Genomic DNA, 20,196 nt, shown 5'->3' with positions numbered 1-20,196 from the left:
AAAATAAAAGCGGGTTATATACCCGCTTTTGTTAATTGCTATATCAACTTACCTAATTAAGGTAAGTTGCGATTATCGCGCTTTAAAAAAGTTACTCGACTGCGATATTGTCTCATCCGGCTCATCTACCGGTGAAAGCACAAAGTTAAACTCAGTCATCGGCGCCTTCAAATCATAAGGGTCCATTACAAGTGACAATGGTACGTTATGAGATTCCCCTGCCTGCACAGTAAATGACTGCTTACCAATATACTTAAAGTTATCTAACCCTTGTACTTTAATATTAAAGGTTTGCTCGTACTGCGCTTTATTAATTACCTTTAATGTATAGGTATTCTCTACTAAACCATCAAAATCGACACGATATAATTGGTTTCGGTCACGAATAATATCAAAGTCCATTGTTTTACGCAGTGCTATATTAGCGACAAGCGCTCCCGTAAGCACAACAAGTATGACCGTGTAACCAATAATTTTAGCTCGCAGTGGATTCGTTTTATTTTCTGGGGTTTCGAGATTTCGCTCTGTCGTATATGAAATAAGCCCACGCGGGTATTCCATTTTATCCATTACGCCATCACACGCATCAATACATGCACCACAGTTGATACACTCAGCTTGTAGCCCATTTCTAATATCAATACCTGTTGGGCACACTTGAACGCACAAGTTACAGTCTATACAGTCGCCTAATTCTAAATCTTTATGGTCTACTTTACGTGAACGAGGACCACGGCTTTCACCTCGGCTTTCGTCGTACGTTACGGTGTATGTGTCTTTATCAAACATAGCTGATTGAAAACGAGAGTAAGGACAGATGTGTAAACACATAATTTCTCGCATCCAACCGGCATTACCATAGGTACACGCAGCAAAGAAAATAATACTGACTAGTGCATAACCGCCTACATCAAACGTTACAAAGTCAGGGAGTAACTCCCTTATTGGCGTAAAGTAACCCACAAAAGAAATAGCGGTATACAACGAAAACAATACCCAACTAGTATGCTTTGCCGTTTTACGCCAAAACTTATCAAAGTCCATGGGTCGTTGATCGAGTTTTTTACGCTGATTGGCAGTGCCTTCAAGCTTTTCTTCAAACCAAATAAAAATAAAGGTCCAAACAGTTTGCGGACATGTGTAGCCACACCACACCCGTCCATAGAAGGTGGTCACTAAAAACAGCGCAAATGCTGCCAGCATAAAAATAAACGCTAATATGGTAAAATCTTGAGGCCATAGCGTTAAACCAAAAATATTGTATTTTTGACCAATTAGATCAAACAGCACTGCTTGCTGGCCGTTAAAATTAATCCAAGGAAGTAACATAAACGCAAGTAGGCCTAAAAAGCCAATGCGCTGCCTAAGTAATTGATGTAGGCCTTTTACAGCACGCACATAAATACGATTTCGGGGATTGAACCTATCATCTTGACGGCTTAAATCCGGTTTTTGGATTTTCACCTCTACAGGGATATTCTTTACTTTAATTTGCTTGTCCATCGAAGTTCCTCAACGCCGCTTGGAAATAAAAATCCAGCAATACTCAAGTACTCTATACTTAAAGCTAGCAAGTTACTTGCTAGGCAGATTTACTTTAATAAATTGCCATCTCGAATACTTTCAGATATTTCAGAAATATCTGACTGCTGTTAACCATTATAACAATGTTGGTTAAAATTACTGGCATAGATCGCTAATAATTTATTCATCCCAGTTACTTGCTTTTAAAATGCAGTTTATTACACTGCATGGTAATTCAACCCTACTTAGATCAAGGTTTACGTATCCATGAAAAAATTTATTATTTTGGTAGTTGTGATCCTTGCCTTTTTTACAATCGATCACCCACTTATAAAAGAACCTCGCGAAAGGTTACTAGGTGAAGGCATTGGCTTTTTAAGTGATGCAAGCAAGGTCAACAGAAGCCCTGCTGCAAATATGGCGAAAAATAGGATCAGCAGTCAACTTAAACTATCTGAATCTGAAGGTGAGTATGTAGAAAAAACGTTTACAACAGATGACTCTGTTCAGTTATTTCACCTACGCTATTGTCGTGAGCGTGACTTAAACCTTTATTTTTATGACGACCGTTTAAATACGGTATGTAAAATAGTGACTGAAGCATTAGAACAAAAGCGAGCAAAGTAGTGGATTTTTCAGGATTAAATAAAAAAGCAAGCGACTCATTTCATAAGCAGCGCAATATGCTCAAGCAATTAGCGCAAGGCAAAACATTAAAGTGTGAGAAGTGTAATGGGGTTTTAACACTTGATTTAGCCACCAGCGAGCCTGGTAAAGGCATAGTAAATTGCAAACAAGGCTGTACGGATATTATATTAGAGCTAGGCACTTAGATTAAACTAAGCGCCTAGTATTAATAATTACTCTTCCCAACTCTCGTCGGTTATCAAGCCGCTATTAATTGCGACCACTTCAATTAGTTCAGCAAACCCTAATGCAAAGTCACCCATAGATTCATACTGATACTGACACAAAGCTTCTATTGTCATGTTATTTTGTTTGGCAATCTGAGCTATTGCTAGCTGGTCGAGTGCAAAAAAGCTTAGTGTGCTTAACGCACTTTCTAGTGCTTGTTTAAAATCAACGTCTAATTGCGGTGCATTTAACAAAGGTTCTGCATAAGCTTTCGTTGCAACTAAGAAGCCTTTACTCCACGACTTACAAAATTCAGCATCAAATGTGTCTGGTAATTTATATCCAGTTTCGAACACCTGCTCACTAATTTTGTGATAAAGCGCCATAAACAAAAAAAGCATTTCTTCATCTAAATCATTAGCTGTGTTTGGCAATATCTGCTCAAGCCACTCATGTACATCTAATGGGTTGGGCGAACAAATTACACCAAATAAATAGCCTTGGCTTTGTACAAGGGTCATTGCTTGAGATTGGGTATTTAAAAATGAGCTGAGCTGCTTTGCGTGCAACTCAGTAAATTGGGGTATTTGCATTAAAACTCTTTATATTAAAACATTAAAAGTTGAGCGGATAGCGACCTTGGTTATCTGGTCGGCCTAAAAACTTAACCGCATCATGTACATCTTTAGGTAAGCTGGCATCTGGTTTTACATAACCTGCCACTCTGAAGTCGAAATTAGCTTTAAGTGTAGCATCTGCCTCAAGGCCAAGCGTATTATCTGGGTCAATTAATATAGCAACATCACCCGACTTACAGCTTAACTTACCAGCTAGAGGTCCAATATTAAACCATCCATTTAAGCCTTGAACATCAATATTAGGGCTCGCTATTTCACCTTTTAGTGAGTCACAATAAGGTGCGCCTGAGCTGTATTCATCAAGTTCTAATATCACACGCCCTTTAGCGGTAACAGGCAGAGGAAGTTGCACACGTTGCATTGCACGCTCTACAGTTGAGCGTACTAGGGCGTCAGTCACTATTACTTTTTTATTAAAAAACCCATAACTTACATCTGCGTAACCCGAAATATCACTGCGTTCTCGTGGATTACCAAATTTTATGTTCGCATTTAGTTTGCCTGTAAATAATTTCCAGCCTGCAATATCCCAGCGCACATTATTTAACTGTTCACCATCAAAACGAACTTGCATCATTTGACCTTGCCAAACAGTGCCTACAGTTTGGCCTACTTCTAATTGCTTTGGAAAGTACGGTTTTGCTATATCTAGTGCAATATGTGCTGGTAATTTAATAATACAAAACACAATAAAACTAATTAAAAAGACAGCCGATAACGTTATTATTTTTTTCATTAATTAATTCTCTAATACTAAACGGCTTACGCGCACATAGCCTGATTTATCATCGCGACTTAAATCTAAATTTTCAATTTTTAAACCATGCTGATTTACTAGCTCATCTAGCCATTCTATTAACTGATTAAACTCTACTGAGTCAAGCGTCAAACGAAGTGAATCACTACTGGGCTGCATTTTACTAATATTGATTTTATAGCGTCCACGAGTAGAGTTTACCACTTGGCTTAAGTTTGTATTGCTAGCAACACTGGTGTTGCCTGCAGCCTTTAGCTTAACAATACTGTCATCAACCCAAGCTAATAGCTCTTGTTGTTTAATTTGAGATTGCTGTGCTTTTTCTATCGCGTTATTTAATGGCCTAAATATCCCCATTACTAAAACAAAAATAATAAACACGCCACCAGCGACCATTACCAATTGTTGTTCTTGCTCTTTAAGCGAACGCCACTGTTTCATTAACTGCTTTTTCATACTGCACCTCGCAGTTTAATTTCGCCTACGACATAATCACCGTCATTATTTAAAGACCCTTGCTCAACAGTTAAACCTTGCTTTTCAAGTATGATTTTTACTTTACCAAAAGTTTGGAAGTCTTTAGCCCGTGCACGAATTCGCAGCTCATTACGACGTTTGTCATAACGAAGTGTTTCAGGTGTAAATTCGCTGACTTGCGAAAATACATCAACCAAATTAGTCGTTAAGTCTAAAAAGCCGGATTCACTTGAGCCTTGTATTTTATCTAACGCGCCTTTAATTTGGCTTTTAATTAGATTAGGGCGAACTTTAGTTCCCGGAAATGCTTTTTGATATCTGTCGACTACTTGAGCTTTAGCTACTTCTACTTGTGTATTAAGTTGGTGTAACTCAATAGCTTTTATTGTAATTGTAGAAACCAATGCAACACTTGCTATAATTGCGGCGCCTTTCCAGTAACCCCACCACAAAGCGCTTTGTTTTTTAAGCTGATACATACCTTGGCGTAAGTTAAAATTAACGCTATCTAACTGTTTTGCAAATAATGCTAAAGGTAAGTCGTAATCGCTTGTTTGGGCTTGTAAGTTAACGCTTTCAGGAAACTGATTAGCAGGACTAAAATGTTTAATGTCGGGGTTACCCATAGCTGTTAAATAGCCATTCAACCAACTAGATTCAACCGCACTAATATGCCATTGCCCTTGCTTAAACAACCATTGGTTGTTGAGCTCAATAGCAGTTACGGCACCATCATCTGCAAGCGGTAACAACAAAGCATCGGGTAATATTCTGTATACTGATAGATTATGCTCAGCAAATAATGCAAGCCATTGTTCAAACCATTCACGGTCTGTCATTGCTACACGAATTGCATGTTGCTCACCAAGCATTGTCGGCTGCGCTACTGCTATAAACAGTTCATCTACGTCACATGCTATATCTTCTTCAAGCATGTATGGCAATGCTTGCTCAAGCTTGCGATTCCATTTTGTTGGCAAAGCGACCGTTTTTAATTGCACTTGGTCACTGGGTAATAACACGACAACTTCTCGGGTAAGTGCTTTTTCGCTTAGCTCACTTAAATGCTCTGCATTTGGTAACTCGCCACTGGCTATTATTTCTTGTTCTTGTGGTGAGTAAATTAACCAGTTAAGTAATTCTTGTTCGGTTTGACCCGTGCGGATCAACAGTATTTCTGTCACTGTACGCCTCCAAATTTTCGCGCCAGTATCGTTACGTCGCCATCTTTAGCGTGCAGTAATGTGGTCATCGAAAAACGCAGGTCGACAAAGTTTGCCTGCGTTTGTAATTTAAAATATTCGCTTTTAATACTAAATAGACTTTTTATTGAGTCAGTATTAGTACCGCCTTGCTGCTTCACCTGTTCAAAAAATTCATCGATGGTGTCAAAGCCAGTTTGCGGTCTTGCGCCTAACACCGCTTCTGCGCCAGATAAGCTTAAGCTTTCTATCAAGGCACTGAGTATGAGCGCTTGCTCTGGCAATAATGTATTTACGTTAATTGATAAAAGCGTACTGCCTGGTATTACACATACATATGGCAATACTTTTTCCATCACTAATGGGTTAAAGCCCTTAACTAAACGCAGCTCCGATGTTGATGCAAATAAGCTATTGGCTGTCATATACGGAAAATCTCGTGATAAGTACTCGTCTTCTTCTGCACCTGAGCGATACGTAATACTGTTCTCATCAAGCCAATCAAATACACTATCTGCCATCGTCTCCTCTGATTCGTCAGCAGGTAAATCTTCAATGTTTTCAAGTAATGCAAATAGTGCTTTATGCGCAGGGTTTGTTTTACTTGCGCTATTTTCTTCTGGCGCTATGGCTAAAGCATTTAAATTTAAACATGCTTGTAAATCTGTAATTTTGCCACTTAACGTGCCGTTATCAACAGGGTATGAAGCATCTCCTTGAGTTGCCCACACTTGATCGAGTGTTGTTTTATCGGCATCATCTTTTTTACTTTGTATTAGCCCTTTAATAGCAAGCTCTTCTGCACCGTAGGCGTACCATTTAGCTTGTTGGTGACCTTGCAAGTTTGTACTTTTTTGCACTTGAACCATTAAATTAGCACTCATTTCTACTGCTAAAATAGCCGCTAACGCCACAATAAATAAAACAATAACAAGTGCTGCGCCGCGCGATGAATGCTGCTTAACCATTATTCACATCCGTAGTTTGTGTAGCAACAACTTTGCCTTGCCCAGGAACTAAAAATACACGACGAATTGGCTCTGCTTCTATTTGTTGCAACGTAACAGCAACCGCTTTAGGGAGGGCTTTAATTTCCCACTGTTCTTGCCATTCGTTTTTATCATCTAAAAACTCAAACTTAAGTTCTTCAACATTTCCTAACACACGTTGAACTCGCGGCTCCATATTATCAAGCTGATCAACATAAACCCGATAAACACGCTCAAGGTTATCGTCAATCACTCTATAACCAACAGCTTGTAGTTCTGAACGTGGCAATAAGTTAATTGGATTTATCCAGCCATCTCGTACAAACGCGATACCATCGTATTGGCTTTTTAAAACGTAACGACCAGCAAGTAAATATTGTTCTTGAACATCACCCGACTCATTGCGAACTGCGCGTTTGGTCATTTGGCTAAAATCTTGATCCATTAATCTAAATGTTGTTTGCAATCCATTTAGCTCAGCAATTTTTTCATCGGAGGCATCTTTTGCTCTTGTTGTCGCCTCTAATATTTGATGAGTAGCAATAATAACAAAAGCTAAAATACCCAGTGCAACCATAACTTCAAGTAATGTAAACCCGCGCTGCTTCACTTACTTTTTGCCTTTATTTAAATACGTTGATAACTCATATGCTGAATGCTCATATTTTTCATCCGTAAAAACATTTATGGTTAGTTTTACAAAGCTTTTGTCAGCAGTGGCTGTAACTTCTTGCTGCCAAAACCATTCAACACCGCCCATTACTTCGCTGCCTTTAAGGTTATTTTTACCTTGCCATTGTTCGCCTTTAGTACGCTGTTCAATAATAATGTTTTCGGCGACCCAAGATGCATAGGTTTGCTCTTCAATAGTCGTTAAGTGGTGTATATGCTCGCTTGTTGCTTGCATTGCAGCTATACCCGCCATGGCACAAATACTTAATGCCACTAACACCTCTAATAAGGTAAACCCTTTAGTGCGCTTCATTATTCTGGCTCTCGGCGAAAGTTAATGGGTGCTGTAAATTCACCTTCAATGTAATACACAGGCTCACTTTGATCTTTTAACTCTAATATAAGCTGAAACGCACTTACCTCACCTGATGACAAAATAAGTACTTGTGGGATTTTCAGCTTTTTGAGCTCAAGTAAACTGTCTTCATCGCCACCACTCATAAGCTCGCGCCAGTTAGATTGCTCTAAGAGGTTATCTTGCGCCCACGCTAAATCTTCTAAGTTAAGAGTGAGCTTTAATCTTTCGTCTAATTCTATTGGTTTAAAAAGATCCTCACGGTCAAAAGTAATCCACTTTTCACCATCGAAAACTAAATACTCTAATGTATTTTCTTCTACTAATAAGCCCAATTCAACTTGGTTTAAAATAGCAAATTCCGATGCCATATTAATGGTGGTATGCAGCCTTAGTGCTTGAGTATCTAACTCCTCCTCAGCACCGCCTTCTAAGCTATATACAACCATTTTGGTGGCAAAAGCGATGATCACTAATACCACTAAAATTTCTATTAAACTAAAGCCTCTGCTTTTTGCATGGCGCTGCTTAAGGCTTGCTTTCATAGCAAGCCTCTAGCATTAACATGTTCATACAGAACGGTGTACTTAGGCATTATTGTTTTTCTTCGTCCCAGTTACCGATATCGTCATCAGTACCTGCTTCACCGTCTGGGCCCATAGAAAAAATATCAAACTTGCCAATTTCACCTGGGCTAATTAACTGATAAGTATTACCCCAAGGATCTTCTGGTAATTCATTAATAAAGCCACCATCAGGGAAACGTTTTGGAACCGGTTCAATGCTTGTTTGGGTAACTAGCGCTTCAAGACCTTGCTCTGTGCTTGGGTAGCTCTTATTTTTAAGCTTGTATAAGCTCATTGCATCTTCTAATTGCTGGATATCTAGATGTGCTTTATCAATAGCAGCCTCTTCTTGCTGACCCATAATGTTAGGTGCAACAATTGACATAATCATCCCGATGATAACCAGTACCACCATCACTTCTAGTAAAGAAAAACCTGATTGTTTATTCACGTAATTACCTCATTATTCTAAAAACATTTAAGTAAAAATGGTTTAGGTAAAACCATTAATATATTTAAAAATTTATTCTAACTTAAAGTCCAACAGCTTTATTCATCGCCATTATTGGCTGCAATATTGCCATTACTATAAATAATACAATAACCGCCATTGAGGCGATCATCGCAGGCTCTAGTAGTTTAAGCGATACATTAACCATGCTCTCAAATTCGCGATCTTGGTTATTTGCAGCACGCTCTAACATTTGCTCTAGTTCACCTGATTTTTCACCACTTGCTATCATATGCAGCATCATTGGTGGAAACAACTTAGTTTGCTGAAGTGCAGCTCTTAAGCTTGCACCCTCACTCACTCTGTCGGATGCATCTGCAACCGCTTTTTTAATTTTTTCGTTAATTAATACGCCGCCCGAGATACGCATTCCTTCAAGTAATGGTACTGAGCTTGACGATAAAATACTTAAAGTACGCGCAAAACGTGCGGTATTAATACCACGAGCCACTTTACCTATACCTGGCATATGTAGCACTCGGTCATCCCACCAAAAACGTATTTTTGGCTGTTTAAGTGCATGCTTAATACCAATAGCGATTGCTGTGATGGCTATTAAACTAATAAACCAGTAATTTTGCACAAAATGGCTACCCGCCATAACCCATTCGGTTGTCCAAGGGAGTACTTGTTTCGTTTTTTCAAACGTTTTTAATATTTTTGGTACCACCGTACCCAGTAATACCGACACAATACCAATTGCAAATACCACTAAAATAATAGGGTAAACCATAGCCTGAGTTATTTGGCTACGCATATGTTGGCGCTGCTCGGTATAGTCGGCTAAACGATTAAGTACTTGATCAAGGTGGCCCGACTTTTCGCCTGCGGCTACCATTGCACGATATAAGTCGTCAAAAACATGAGGAAACTCACTAAGACCATCGGCAAGGGTGTAACCTTCAACTACTTTTGAACGTACCGACATAAGCATACGCTTTAAACGCGGCTTTTCACATTGTTCAGCAACAGCCATAACAGCGCCTTCAACAGGGAGTGCCGATTGTATCAATGTTGCTAATTGGCGGGTTATAAGCGCTAAGTCTGAGGTTGAAATTGTTGGTTTAAAAAAGCCACCGAATAAAGGGGCTTTTTCACCTTTGACTTGTTTGTCACTTTGCGCCGCAGGGATAACTTCAAGCGGCGTTAACTTTTGGTCACGCAAAGTTTGGCGAATTTGTTTAGCTGTATCGGCCTCTAAAATGCCTTTTTTTTCTTTACCTCGGCCATCTAAGGCACGGTATTCAAACGCCGCCATAGTTAGCCTTCCTCACGGGTAACACGCAAGACTTCTTCAAGTGCTGTTTTACCTGCAAGTACACGGCTACACCCATCTTGGCGAATACTTGGGCTGCGCTTACGAATGTATTTTTCTACGCTTTGCTCGCCTTTACCGTTGTGAATCATTTCACGTATTGTTTCATCAACTACAAGTAACTCGTGAATACCGGTACGACCACGGTAACCATTAAAGTTACACTCTTCACACCCCACCGCTCGGTAGATTGTAGGTTGGCTTTCAAAAGGAGTACCTAACAACTGGCATTCATGCTCATCAGCCGTGTGACCTTCTTTACAGGTATTACATAACGTACGTACTAAACGCTGTGATAACACACCGAGTAACGACGATGAAAGTAAGAATGGTTCAACACCCATATCTTCCATACGTGTGATTGCACCCGATGCAGTATTAGTATGCAGAGTAGACATAACAAGGTGACCGGTAAGTGACGCTTGAACACCAATTTGCGCAGTTTCAAGGTCGCGTATTTCACCCACCATTACTACATCAGGATCTTGACGTAATATTGCACGTAAACCACGAGCAAATGTCATATCAACTTTTGCATTAACTTGAGTTTGGCCTATGCCTGGAATTTCGTACTCTATCGGATCTTCAACAGTAAGAATGTTACGATCGCGTGAGTTAATTTGACTCATACCAGCATATAGGGTGGTACTTTTACCAGAACCTGTTGGTCCTGTTACTAAAATAATTCCGTGAGGTTTACTAATTAAATCTGAAAACAATGCACGATTTTCTGCAGTCATACCTAAGTCTTCAAGGTTTAAACGCGCGTTATTTTTATCAAGTAAACGCAGCACCACACGCTCACCAAAGCTCGATGGCATTGTTGATACACGCACATCAACTGCACGTCCGGCAATACGTAAACTAATACGGCCATCTTGTGGGATACGTTTTTCGGCTATATCAAGCTTAGCCATTACTTTAATACGAGATACAAGTAACGATGCAAGTTTACGATTAGGCTTAAGTACTTCTTTAAGTACGCCATCTACCCTAAAGCGAATAACAAGCTCTTGTTCGAAGGTTTCGATATGAATATCAGAAGCCCCTTCTTTAATCGCTTCACTAAGCATGGCATTAATAAGCTTAATGATTGGCGCGTCATCGTCACCAGCAAGTAAATCTTCAGTTTGCGGAAGTTCATCAGCAAGTGAGAATAAATCAACCTCGTTACCAATATCTTCCATCATTTGTTGTGTTTCAGAGCTATCACGTTGGTATGATGCTTCAAGCAATAGCTCAAATTTATCATCAGCCAATTGCTCAAGTGTAAAACCATGGCCTGCGATACGGCGTACTTCTAATAGTACTTCCACGTCTAGCTCACCACGGTAGTAAACTATACGGTGATCTTTGTTTTTACCAAGCAACACACCTGCACGTCTTGCATAGGAAAACGGCAAACGCTTTGCTGGTAACTCGACTAATACATCACTCGTTAATAGCTCATCCTGATTATGCGTTTGAGGATGAACCACATCTTGGTTTATCTCTTGAATCGCATTAGTCATCTTTACGCTCTTGTGCATTTTGTTTACGTAGAGACTCTTCATACGTAGGTGGAAGTACTAATTCGTCATTCCACTCAGGTAAAATAGGCGTATCAGTCATTGGCATTAACTCAATACCATCTTCTTTTTGTTTAAACTGCTCACCACGAATAAAGTTATATTTATTAAAGCTTAACTTATTCATGCTCACACCATCACGAATAATGGTTGGGCGAATAAACACAATAAGATTACGCTTACGACGCGTTGTATTTGTTGATCTAAACAAATGACCTAAAATAGGAATATCGCCTAATAACGGCACCTTAGAAACACTTTCTTGTACGTCTTCGTCAATTAAGCCACCCAGTACAACCATACCTCCATCATCAGCCATAACCGTTGTTTTAATTGCACGTTTATTAACTGAAATATCAACAGCAGTTGCACCACTTACACTTGATACTTCTTGCTCAATTGTAAGCTGTACTGCAGAGCCATCGTTAATCTGTGGCGTAACTATCAGTTTAATACCGACTTCTTGACGCTCAACCGTTTGAAATGGGTTAGCATTATTACTGCCCGTTTGTGAGCCTGTAATAATAGGCACTTCTTGACCAACTAAAATAGAGGCTTCTTCGTTATCCATTGTAGTAATAGAAGGTGTAGCCAAAATATTTGAATTTGTATCAGTGGCAACAGCCTGAATAATTGCGCCCCAGTCATTTTTAACAACGCCCAGCGCTAAACCATTAATACCACTTAGCAATGAAGCAAGTGCATCATAATCACCTTCTGTTGTTTCCGTATACGGCGTTACCAAACCAGATTCTGTTCCTATAATATTTTTGGTAACCGTTACATCTTGCGCTTGCTCTGCAGCAACAGCTAATGAACCAACAGGAACCGTAGTGCCATTGTTAAACTGCAGCATACCGCCCTGCTCAGAAATCCACTGCAGGCCTAAGTTAACCCCGTCACCTTCCATTACTTCAATAATAATGGCTTCAACCAATACTTGTGCTCGGCGAATATCAAGACGTTCAATGACCGACTCGAGCGAGCGCATTGTATCTGGCTGCGCAGTAATAATAAGTGAGTTTGAATCTGGGTGAGCTTCTATACTGCTTTCGTTGTTACTTCTGCTACGAGTCTTAGTGGTACCGCCTTGTGCATCTTCAACAAGTGACTTACTTACGCCTTGCAGTACTTTTACTAAATCTTCAGCTTTAGCATAATTTAGGTAAAACACCTTGGTATTACCTTGGCTTTCTAATTCGCCATCTAAGCGCTTAATAAGCTCTATAGCACGTGTACGTGCTTGGCCTTCACCACTTACTATAACGCTATTAGTTCGGCCATCAGCGACTACTTTTGGAATTAAAAATTCAGGTACGCTGCCTTTGCCACTGTCTTTGTAAATATTGTCTACTACAGAGACAACATCATCTGCTGTTGCATATTTAAGCTTAACGATGTCTACACGCTTGTCACCCGCCTGATCAACAGAGCGAATAATTTCAACTAAGCGATTAACTGATGCAGCATGACCCGTTAGCATCATTACGTTAGCCGCATTAAAGTTAGCAACATGGCCGCCATCTTTTTGATCGCTAAATTGACGAACTAAAGGGCCTAGTTCTTGTACGCTTACATTTTTGACACGTACAACACGTGTAATCATCATATCGCCGCTAGCTTCGTTACCTTCGTCAATAAGTGGCACATTTGATTTTTTGGCGTCTGAACTTTTTTCTACCTTAAGAATGCCATTGTCCATTTCAACAGCTGAGTAGCCATAAACTTCCAATACATTTAAGAAGAACTGGTAATAAAGCGCTTCGTCCATTAACTCATAACTGCGAACATTTACTTTGCCGCGCACGTTAGGGTCAATAATTACTGTTTTATTGAGATTTTTACCAACAATATTAATAAACTCGTTGATATCAGTGCCTTTAAAGTTAGCAGCATATTCAACAGCAGAAACAGACAAAGAAATACTTGCCGCCAAAAAAAGTGCCGCGTACTTAGCTAACCCTTTTTTAATTTTTTTGAGGTGTAGCACCTGAACCATTATATTAAAACTCCAAAGCTAAATTATTGCAGACTAAATTGCACATCAATTTGTTCACCATCACGTTCTATAGTGATATTGGCATCTGTACTATTACGCAGCTCGTTAATAGCTGACATAGCCTGTTTTAAATCTGTTAATTGATAGCCATTTATAGAAATAGCCAAATCGTTATTTTTTAATCCCATTTGCTTAAACAGTTCAGGTTCTTTACCAGGACTTAAGCGATATCCAATTAGTTCACCATCATTCATAGCCTGTGAAACACGTATATAGTCAAATAACTTGCCCGGTTCTTCGAGTAATTCTTCACGTGTTTCTATAATTGCTTCTTTAACGTCTGGGTCTGCAGTGGCGTCTATTTGTAATTCACTTGGCTCTAATTTTTGCGGACCCATTTCGGCATCGTCACGCGCAGCGAGTACAGGCATAGATACTTTTTTACTAAAATCGAGCCCATCAAGCATTAATGTTTCAAAACCTCCATTAATACCTAAAATAACACGATCAGGCAGTATCTGCGCTACTTCAGCGCGCGTGCCAAGTACAACTTCTTCAACAAGGTAGCTTACTTGCTTACCTTGTGATTCAATAATTGCTATGCCTGCTTGGTCATCATTATTAACAGCTACAATACCGGTTAAATTAATACTTAGGCGTGTTTCTGGCGCATTATTTATAACCTGCGATTGTTTTGCAGTATTATTGTTGTTTGTTACAGTTTTTTTACCAAATAAAAATTGCTCAATAATATGCTGCGCTGAGTTATTACTCGCACCAGATGGCTGATTAGCATAATGAGTAGGAGTAAGTAGAGTTACTGGTGGTTTCGGCCATAAAAGCCAGACAAGCTTTGATAATAAAAATGCAAGATAAACAACAACTAACAGTGTCACTAATGCACTTAATTTAGCATGCGGTAACCGCGTTAAAAATTGTTTTAGTTGCTGGATTTGCTGTTCCATAAATAGTGTTCTTATTTTAATTTACTGCGTTAGCGCGTACCCATAGTACCCTTTCATTTTTCTTTCAACAAGCACACTAATATTAAACTTTGTAAACAGATTAAATTAACTTTACATAGTAGTACAAAAAGCAAACGGCTGTTGTAATACCTTCATCCTACGATGATTTCATGATAAATTTTAAGCTATAAAAACGTGGGGAAATGCCTTATGAGTAAAAAAAGTAATGCTAATACCAACTCAGACCATGCAGATGAGTTAAAAGTTCGATTAGATAAATGGTTATGGGCTGCACGATTTTATAAAACTCGTGCTGTTGCACGTGAAATGGTGCAAGGCGGCAAAGTACATTATAATGGCCAACGTACAAAAGCGAGCAAAATAGTAGATGTTGGTGCCAAAGTAAAACTTGCTCAGGGTGTAGATGAAAAACTGATAACTATACTCACAGTGCTTGAAAAGCGTCAAAGCGCCCCCATTGCACAGACCATGTATCAAGAATCTGATGCAAGTATTGCTAAACGCGAAGAAAACAGCATCGCACGCAAAAATAACAGTTTTTTTGCTCCTCATCCGGATAAAAAACCAGATAAAAAGCAAAGACGCGAACTTTTAAAAATGAAATCAAGTTAGGTATAGCCACTCATGCAACAAGATTTACTTCACCGTTATTTATTCAACGAACTAGATGTTCGTGGCGAACTCGTACAAATCGAGAATGCTTATAATGAAATGATTGCCGACCACAATTACCCTGACCCTGTTAAAGCATTACTAGGTGAGCTACTTGTTGCAACCTGTTTACTAACCGCAACTTTAAAGTTTGAAGGTGAAATTGCAGTACAGCTTCAAGGTGATGGCCCTGTCAAATATGCTGTTATAAATGGTGATGACAAACAAAACATGCGTGGTATTGCACGCCTGCAAAGCGAAATTACGGGTACAACTGTAAAAGAGCTTATTGGCCAAGGCTATATGGTGATCACTATTACACCAAGTAAGGGTGAACGTTACCAAGGTATAGTGCCCTTAGAGCACGATACTCTGAGTGAATGTATAGAAAGTTACTTTGAGCAATCAGAGCAATTAAAGACACGTCTTTGGTTTGCAACCGACACAACTGAAGGTAGCGCAAAAGCATGTGGTCTATTTTTACAAGTACTCCCAGTTGATAAACAAAAATCAATTGAAGACTTTGCGCACTTAGAAGCATTAAGTAACACCATTAAAGATGAAGAGTTGTTACATCTTGATGCAAATACAGTCCTTACACGTCTTTACCACGAAGATAACCCTCGTGTATTTGAGCCTCAAGCGATTAAATTCAAATGCGGTTGTAGTCGTGATAAAACAATTACTGCACTTGTTAATATTGGACAAGAAGAACTACTCAAAGATGTAGCTGAGAAAGGGACTGTTAACATTAACTGTCATTACTGTTTAAAAGAGTATGTTTTTAACGAACAAGACATAAAAAGCATTTTCAACTAAATATTCAGCTTCATCTATATATAGTAATTAAAGCCGCATAATATGCGGTTTTATATTATAAAAAGATGATACCGGTGTCATCTTTTCTGCTAATTTCATGACACCGGTATCATTGAAATTATTCATGTTTTTTCTTAAATATATGTCTTTTTAGAGGCTTTACGGGCTCGAATATCTTAAAACCTTCTGTTACTATAATTTCAGTTTAAGGGCACTGATAACCCCAGAGCTATCCGTTCAAACTCTCACACATAGTTAGGTATAAACATGACTACAGGCGCTACACGTTTTGTCGATTTAACCGCAGCTGAACTTGTCGAGCATGCGATCCGCCGTGGCGAAGGTACTTTAGCCGCAAATGGTGCTTTTGTTGCAATTACAGGAAAACGAACTGGTCGTTCACCAAAAGATCGTTTTATTGTACAAGAAGCTACAACTCAAGATGACATTCAATGGGGCAATGTTAACCGCCCATTTGATGCAGACAAATTTGACGCTTTATGGGCTCGCGTAGAAGCACATGTTCAAAGTAATGACCACTTCACCTCTCACCTAGAAGTTGGCGCAGACCCTGAGCATTATCTACCTGTAGTCGTAACTACAGAAACAGCGTGGCACCATATTTTTGCCAAAAACATGTTTATCGAACCGCAAAACTATAACGCTTCAAACTTATCGCAATGGCAAGTAATGAACGTTCCTTCGTTTGTATGTGAGCCAGAACGTGATGGCACAAATAGCGATGGCACCGTCATTATTAACTTTGCACAGCGTAAAGTATTACTAGCTGGTATGCGTTACGCCGGTGAAATGAAGAAATCGATGTTTTCTGTACAAAACTTCCTACTACCAGCAAAAGGTGTATTACCAATGCACTGCTCTGCTAACGGTGGTGAAGCAGGCGATACAGCATTGTTCTTCGGCTTATCTGGTACAGGTAAAACAACGCTTTCAGCAGATCCAACTCGCTTTTTAATTGGTGATGACGAACACGGTTGGGCACCTGGCAGCGTGTTTAATATTGAAGGCGGTTGTTATGCTAAGTGTATCGACCTGTCACAAAAGAATGAGCCTGTAATTTGGAATGCTATTCGCTTTGGCACTATTTTAGAAAATGTAGTGTTAGATGAAAAAGGCATTCCAGATTTTAACGATACTAGCCTTACTCAAAATAGCCGTGCAGCATATCCACTTGAACACGTTGAAAAACGTAAAGTAGAAAACCGCGCAGGCGAACCAAAAGCTGTTGTATTTTTAACTTGTGATGTAAGCGGTGTATTACCACCAGTTTCTATACTTAGCGAAGAAGCTGCTGCTTTTCACTTTTTAAGTGGATACACAGCTAAAGTTGGCTCAACTGAGATTGGCTCTACTAGCGATATTGAATCAACGTTTTCAACCTGCTTTGGTGCGCCATTCTTCCCACGTCCTGCAGGTGTTTACGCTGAGCTTCTTATGAAGCGCGTACGCGAGTTTGGCGCTAAAGTATACCTTGTGAATACAGGTTGGACTGGCGGTCCTTACGGCACAGGTAAGCGCTTTGATATTCCGACTACTCGCGCAGTAGTTGATGCAATCGTATCGGGTAAATTAGCGGGTGTTGAAACTCAGCACATTGATGTTTTAAACCTAGATGTACCGGTCGCAGTTCCAGGTGTAGATACTAACTTACTTAATCCTATCAACACGTGGGAAGATAAAGCTAAGTACAATGAATATGCAGCAAAACTTGCCGCTGACTTCACTGAAAACTTTGCTAAGTATGACGTATCAGACGATATAAAAAATGCAGGGCCTAAAGCTTAAATAAGCTTCAAGCTTGTATTTTAACGCCAGCCAAGGGCTGGCGTTTTACTTTCTAAATACCTAATTGAATAAGTGCGACAAAATGCCGCACAACTCATATCAAAAACCATATAATATACCGCGTAATTAATCATTCCTTAATGCCCAATAAACCTGCATTACTCATTACGGCTATTTAATTAATGACACTAAAGCTTTCATGGCGAAAAACATTCAGGCGGTTACATTTATACTTAGGCCTATCAGTAGGTGCTTTACTTACTATTATCACTCTTTCTGGCTCTATGTTAGTTTACTATCCGCAAATAGACTTACTGCTAAATCCAGCAAATGACGCTACTACAAACATAAAAACGCCTAATTGGGATCAAGCATATAATACGCTAAGAGCCAATTTCCCTTCAAAGCAAGGGCCATGGCGATTAGAAAACACAGGTATAAACTCAGTAATTCCCGCGCGATACTACAATCCAATAGAAACAAAAGAGCAAGGCTTTGCCCCCTTAATGGTATGGCTATCTAGCAGTAGTGATAAAGTAATACGTAAAAACTATTGGGGAAAATACTTAGTAACTTGGATGTACAACTTACATTTTTCATTACTAACAGGAGCAACGGGCACTCTCGTTGTTGGCTATATAGGCATAGCCACATTACTTCTTATTATCTCTGGATTCTTTGCTTGGTTTCCAAAATCTGGGCAATGGATAAAATCGTTAAAATTTAAACGTCGCAGTTCTAAAATAGGTTTGCTATATGACTGCCATAAACTTATTGGTTTGGCTTTGTGCATGCCATTATTAGTTTTAACTGCTACAGGCGTTATGCTCGCTATTCCAAAACAAACGGACCCTGTATTAATCGCTCTAGTTAGCAATATAAACTCTCCCTCAAAAACACAAATGCAAGCGAACAATCCAATATTCCTTTATCAAAAGCGATCTTAATAGCTCAAAAAGCATTACCAAGTGCGCGTTTAGCTTGGATTGAAACACCTTCAAACTTAAATGCTATTTACAGATTTAGGTTTCAAACTGACAATGACCCTTCTTATCGCTTCCCCCATAGCTATATAGAAGTTAATGCATCTACAGGGGAACTAGAGAGCCTGTTTAATATAGATAAGCAAAGCACGGCTAGTAAAATTAAAAACTGGTTACACCCTCTACATGACGGCAGCATTGGCGGTAACATTTTAAAAGTAATTTGGGTGTTGAGTGGCTTAGGATCTACTGCATTGTTCATTATCGGCGTATATAGGTGGTTAGTTAGAACCAAGAGAATACAAAATAAACTTTAGCTGAAGGAGTACATGAATTGCTTTTCAGTAAGTCTTGTCGATAGTTTTTAATATAAAGTATATGGCCTTCGTTAATCTTAGGATTAAAAATTAATAACGCTCAGTACATATGAAATTAAAGCAGCCCCTAACCGCCTATCATGCTATAAAACAATTAATGAAGGGTAGTTTATACTGCAAGTTTAGATAGGCACTCCATGAACACTATTATTTAAAAACCACATGCCCATTAGATTTAAGTTCTATGCGTAAACCTCTGTATCAACCTCTATTTTTATACTCTTCAGTAACCTAGCCAAAGCGTATATAAAGGCTTAAAGGTCATGTTCAATACTTATCACAAGACCAGATAATTAACGCTTTTATATTAGGTTAGATGTTAAACCAATTGGTATTATTTACCCACAGTACAAATGCTACCACTCATTGTCGAGCGGAGGTTTTTTTATGCTTTTGACATCGGGAGTCGCTACGCTCGCCCGACCTACGTGATGGGTGTTGCTGTGGGTGTGTTAACTGCGCGTATTTCACTTTTCTGCAGACGTAAAAAAGCCCGACTATTTCTAGTCGGGCTCTCTACAATTTGAAGTCGGTGCGCTACGCAGTAGGATGTCGTAGTGCCCACAGCGGAAGAAAGTCACATAGCAAATGCTACACTATCGTTGGCCGGGGCTAGCCTTCGAGCTGTTTCGTTTCACTACTGAGTTCGGCATGGGCTCTTTACTAAATCCCAGACAGCAAAAAACCCGTCACATTGCTGTAACGGGTCTCTACAATTTGAAGCCTGGTAATGTCCTACTTTCACATAGCAAATGCTACACTATCATCGGCGCTGTTTCGTTTCACTACTGAGTTCGGCATGGAGTCAGGTGGGTCCAAAACGCTATTGTCACCAAGCAAATTAGGTGCAAAGAATCAATGACAAGCACGTAGTGCTACCATTTTCTTTGCGCAAGGTGCCTCAACTTTAACGCTACGCGCTAAGAGTCACCTCTTGAATTTGGAAAATATCTGATAATATTTTTTAAGTCTTTCAGTAATATCTACTTTAGTCATATTAACTTCTGTCTAAACTGTCGCATAAAACGCGTTTGGCGTTGTATGGTTAAGCCTCACGGGTAATTAGTACAAGTTAGCTTAATGGCTCACACCACTTCCACATCTTGCCTATCAACGTTGTAGTCTTCAACGGCCCTTCAGAGACTT

General features: G+C 39.4%; 21 protein-coding genes and 2 rRNA genes. 7 read left to right on the top strand and 16 right to left on the bottom strand.

All coding sequences use genetic code 11. The features are described 5' to 3' along the window. Positions 1 to 72: 72 nt before the first annotated feature. A complete protein-coding gene (gene ccoG, locus QL998_RS16615; RefSeq protein WP_182197432.1) occupies positions 73 to 1,503 on the bottom strand; it encodes a cytochrome c oxidase accessory protein CcoG in 1,431 nt (476 codons plus the stop codon). 288 nt (positions 1,504 to 1,791) lie between these two features. On the opposite strand from ccoG, the gene QL998_RS16610 reads away from it, so the two are divergent. Both QL998_RS16610 and QL998_RS16605 read left to right on the top strand, forming a co-directional pair. Next, positions 1,792 to 2,151, top strand: coding sequence for a hypothetical protein (locus QL998_RS16610; RefSeq protein ID WP_002962051.1), 360 nt, complete (start codon positions 1,792 to 1,794; stop codon positions 2,149 to 2,151). Continuing rightward, positions 2,151 to 2,357, top strand: coding sequence for a hypothetical protein (locus QL998_RS16605; RefSeq protein ID WP_182197430.1), 207 nt, complete (start codon positions 2,151 to 2,153; stop codon positions 2,355 to 2,357). The genes QL998_RS16610 and QL998_RS16605 overlap by 1 nt, the downstream gene beginning before the upstream one ends. A gap of 27 nt (positions 2,358 to 2,384) precedes the next feature. Here QL998_RS16605 and QL998_RS16600 read toward each other — a convergent pair whose 3' ends face one another. The 13 genes from QL998_RS16600 to gspC all read right to left on the bottom strand — a co-directional run bounded on the left by QL998_RS16600 (position 2,385) and on the right by gspC (position 14,393). Continuing rightward, complete coding sequence (locus QL998_RS16600; protein ID WP_024596395.1) at positions 2,385 to 2,972, bottom strand: UPF0149 family protein; 588 nt, start codon at positions 2,970 to 2,972, stop codon at positions 2,385 to 2,387. A gap of 22 nt (positions 2,973 to 2,994) precedes the next feature. Further along, positions 2,995 to 3,753 carry a type II secretion system protein N gene (locus QL998_RS16595; protein ID WP_002962047.1) on the bottom strand — a complete coding sequence of 253 codons (759 nt, stop codon included), beginning with the start codon at positions 3,751 to 3,753 and terminating at the stop codon, positions 2,995 to 2,997. A gap of 3 nt (positions 3,754 to 3,756) precedes the next feature. Continuing rightward, on the bottom strand, positions 3,757 to 4,230 hold the full coding sequence (locus tag QL998_RS16590) for a type II secretion system protein M (protein WP_024596393.1): 474 nt from the start codon (positions 4,228 to 4,230) through the stop codon (positions 3,757 to 3,759). Continuing rightward, positions 4,227 to 5,435, bottom strand: coding sequence for a type II secretion system protein GspL (gene gspL, locus QL998_RS16585; RefSeq protein ID WP_024605963.1), 1,209 nt, complete (start codon positions 5,433 to 5,435; stop codon positions 4,227 to 4,229). Before gspL ends, QL998_RS16590 begins: the two co-directional genes overlap by 4 nt. After that, complete coding sequence (gspK, locus tag QL998_RS16580) at positions 5,432 to 6,421, bottom strand: type II secretion system minor pseudopilin GspK (RefSeq protein WP_024605964.1); 990 nt, start codon at positions 6,419 to 6,421, stop codon at positions 5,432 to 5,434. Before gspK ends, gspL begins: the two co-directional genes overlap by 4 nt. Then, a complete protein-coding gene (gspJ, locus tag QL998_RS16575; RefSeq protein WP_290193098.1) occupies positions 6,414 to 7,052 on the bottom strand; it encodes a type II secretion system minor pseudopilin GspJ in 639 nt (212 codons plus the stop codon). The genes gspK and gspJ overlap by 8 nt, the downstream gene beginning before the upstream one ends. After that, positions 7,053 to 7,427, bottom strand: coding sequence for a type II secretion system minor pseudopilin GspI (gene gspI / locus QL998_RS16570; RefSeq protein ID WP_290193097.1), 375 nt, complete (start codon positions 7,425 to 7,427; stop codon positions 7,053 to 7,055). It lies immediately after the preceding gene. After that, positions 7,427 to 8,014, bottom strand: coding sequence for a prepilin-type N-terminal cleavage/methylation domain-containing protein (locus QL998_RS16565; RefSeq protein WP_290193096.1), 588 nt, complete (start codon positions 8,012 to 8,014; stop codon positions 7,427 to 7,429). The genes gspI and QL998_RS16565 overlap by 1 nt, the downstream gene beginning before the upstream one ends. Positions 8,015 to 8,063: 49 nt before the next feature. After that, complete coding sequence (gene gspG / locus QL998_RS16560; protein WP_002962036.1) at positions 8,064 to 8,486, bottom strand: type II secretion system major pseudopilin GspG; 423 nt, start codon at positions 8,484 to 8,486, stop codon at positions 8,064 to 8,066. Between the two features lie 82 nt (positions 8,487 to 8,568). Continuing rightward, complete coding sequence (gene gspF / locus QL998_RS16555; protein ID WP_170072979.1) at positions 8,569 to 9,804, bottom strand: type II secretion system inner membrane protein GspF; 1,236 nt, start codon at positions 9,802 to 9,804, stop codon at positions 8,569 to 8,571. 2 nt (positions 9,805 to 9,806) lie between these two features. Continuing rightward, entirely contained in the window at positions 9,807 to 11,372 is a 1,566-nt protein-coding gene (gene gspE, locus QL998_RS16550; protein WP_290193095.1) for a type II secretion system ATPase GspE, read from the bottom strand. Further along, positions 11,365 to 13,428 carry a type II secretion system secretin GspD gene (gspD, locus tag QL998_RS16545; protein ID WP_290193094.1) on the bottom strand — a complete coding sequence of 688 codons (2,064 nt, stop codon included), beginning with the start codon at positions 13,426 to 13,428 and terminating at the stop codon, positions 11,365 to 11,367. Before gspD ends, gspE begins: the two co-directional genes overlap by 8 nt. A 23-nt stretch (positions 13,429 to 13,451) precedes the next feature. Continuing rightward, on the bottom strand, positions 13,452 to 14,393 hold the full coding sequence (gene gspC, locus QL998_RS16540; RefSeq protein ID WP_024598237.1) for a type II secretion system protein GspC: 942 nt from the start codon (positions 14,391 to 14,393) through the stop codon (positions 13,452 to 13,454). A gap of 210 nt (positions 14,394 to 14,603) precedes the next feature. On the opposite strand from gspC, the gene hslR reads away from it, so the two are divergent. From hslR to QL998_RS16515, 5 genes are all read left to right on the top strand, one after another. Further along, on the top strand, positions 14,604 to 15,026 hold the full coding sequence (gene hslR, locus QL998_RS16535; RefSeq protein WP_024598238.1) for a ribosome-associated heat shock protein Hsp15: 423 nt from the start codon (positions 14,604 to 14,606) through the stop codon (positions 15,024 to 15,026). A 12-nt stretch (positions 15,027 to 15,038) separates the two neighbouring features. After that, complete coding sequence (hslO, locus tag QL998_RS16530) at positions 15,039 to 15,884, top strand: Hsp33 family molecular chaperone HslO (RefSeq protein ID WP_165724353.1); 846 nt, start codon at positions 15,039 to 15,041, stop codon at positions 15,882 to 15,884. A 267-nt stretch (positions 15,885 to 16,151) separates the two neighbouring features. After that, positions 16,152 to 17,690 (top strand): phosphoenolpyruvate carboxykinase, encoded by a 1,539-nt coding sequence (locus QL998_RS16525; protein ID WP_290193093.1) that lies wholly within the window; start codon positions 16,152 to 16,154, stop codon positions 17,688 to 17,690. Positions 17,691 to 17,872: 182 nt separating this feature from the next. Continuing rightward, entirely contained in the window at positions 17,873 to 18,637 is a 765-nt protein-coding gene (locus QL998_RS16520) for a PepSY-associated TM helix domain-containing protein (protein WP_290193092.1), read from the top strand. Then, entirely contained in the window at positions 18,613 to 18,990 is a 378-nt protein-coding gene (locus QL998_RS16515) for a PepSY domain-containing protein (protein ID WP_356948111.1), read from the top strand. Before QL998_RS16520 ends, QL998_RS16515 begins: the two co-directional genes overlap by 25 nt. Before the next feature lie 782 nt (positions 18,991 to 19,772). Here the strand turns inward: QL998_RS16515 and rrf are convergent. Together rrf and QL998_RS16505 are read right to left on the bottom strand one after the other, a co-directional pair. Continuing rightward, positions 19,773 to 19,887 (bottom strand): 5S ribosomal RNA (gene rrf, locus QL998_RS16510). 204 nt (positions 19,888 to 20,091) lie between these two features. Next, positions 20,092 to 20,196, bottom strand: a 23S ribosomal RNA gene (locus tag QL998_RS16505); the annotation flags it as partial.

It is taken from the genome of Pseudoalteromonas sp. APC 3691 (genome assembly GCF_030408135.1).
In the GTDB taxonomy this organism is placed as follows: Bacteria; Pseudomonadota; Gammaproteobacteria; order Enterobacterales; family Alteromonadaceae; genus Pseudoalteromonas.
This window is presented reverse-complemented; position numbering and strand designations above follow the sequence as displayed.

Bases quoted from the DNA above. Each gene is read 5' to 3' on its own strand.
- ccoG (WP_182197432.1), bottom strand. From the start codon at position 1,503: ATGGACAAGCAAATTAAAGTAAAGAATATCCCTGTAGAGGTGAAAATC.
- QL998_RS16610 (WP_002962051.1), top strand. From the start codon at position 1,792: ATGAAAAAATTTATTATTTTGGTAGTTGTGATCCTTGCCTTTTTTACA.
- QL998_RS16600 (WP_024596395.1), bottom strand. From the start codon at position 2,972: ATGCAAATACCCCAATTTACTGAGTTGCACGCAAAGCAGCTCAGCTCA.
- QL998_RS16595 (WP_002962047.1), bottom strand. From the start codon at position 3,753: ATGAAAAAAATAATAACGTTATCGGCTGTCTTTTTAATTAGTTTTATT.
- QL998_RS16590 (WP_024596393.1), bottom strand. From the start codon at position 4,230: ATGAAAAAGCAGTTAATGAAACAGTGGCGTTCGCTTAAAGAGCAAGAA.
- gspK (WP_024605964.1), bottom strand. From the start codon at position 6,421: ATGGTTAAGCAGCATTCATCGCGCGGCGCAGCACTTGTTATTGTTTTA.
- gspI (WP_290193097.1), bottom strand. From the start codon at position 7,427: ATGAAGCGCACTAAAGGGTTTACCTTATTAGAGGTGTTAGTGGCATTA.
- QL998_RS16565 (WP_290193096.1), bottom strand. From the start codon at position 8,014: ATGAAAGCAAGCCTTAAGCAGCGCCATGCAAAAAGCAGAGGCTTTAGT.
- gspF (WP_170072979.1), bottom strand. From the start codon at position 9,804: ATGGCGGCGTTTGAATACCGTGCCTTAGATGGCCGAGGTAAAGAAAAA.
- gspE (WP_290193095.1), bottom strand. From the start codon at position 11,372: ATGACTAATGCGATTCAAGAGATAAACCAAGATGTGGTTCATCCTCAA.
- gspD (WP_290193094.1), bottom strand. From the start codon at position 13,428: ATGGTTCAGGTGCTACACCTCAAAAAAATTAAAAAAGGGTTAGCTAAG.
- gspC (WP_024598237.1), bottom strand. From the start codon at position 14,393: ATGGAACAGCAAATCCAGCAACTAAAACAATTTTTAACGCGGTTACCG.
- hslR (WP_024598238.1), top strand. From the start codon at position 14,604: ATGAGTAAAAAAAGTAATGCTAATACCAACTCAGACCATGCAGATGAG.
- hslO (WP_165724353.1), top strand. From the start codon at position 15,039: ATGCAACAAGATTTACTTCACCGTTATTTATTCAACGAACTAGATGTT.
- QL998_RS16525 (WP_290193093.1), top strand. From the start codon at position 16,152: ATGACTACAGGCGCTACACGTTTTGTCGATTTAACCGCAGCTGAACTT.
- QL998_RS16520 (WP_290193092.1), top strand. From the start codon at position 17,873: ATGACACTAAAGCTTTCATGGCGAAAAACATTCAGGCGGTTACATTTA.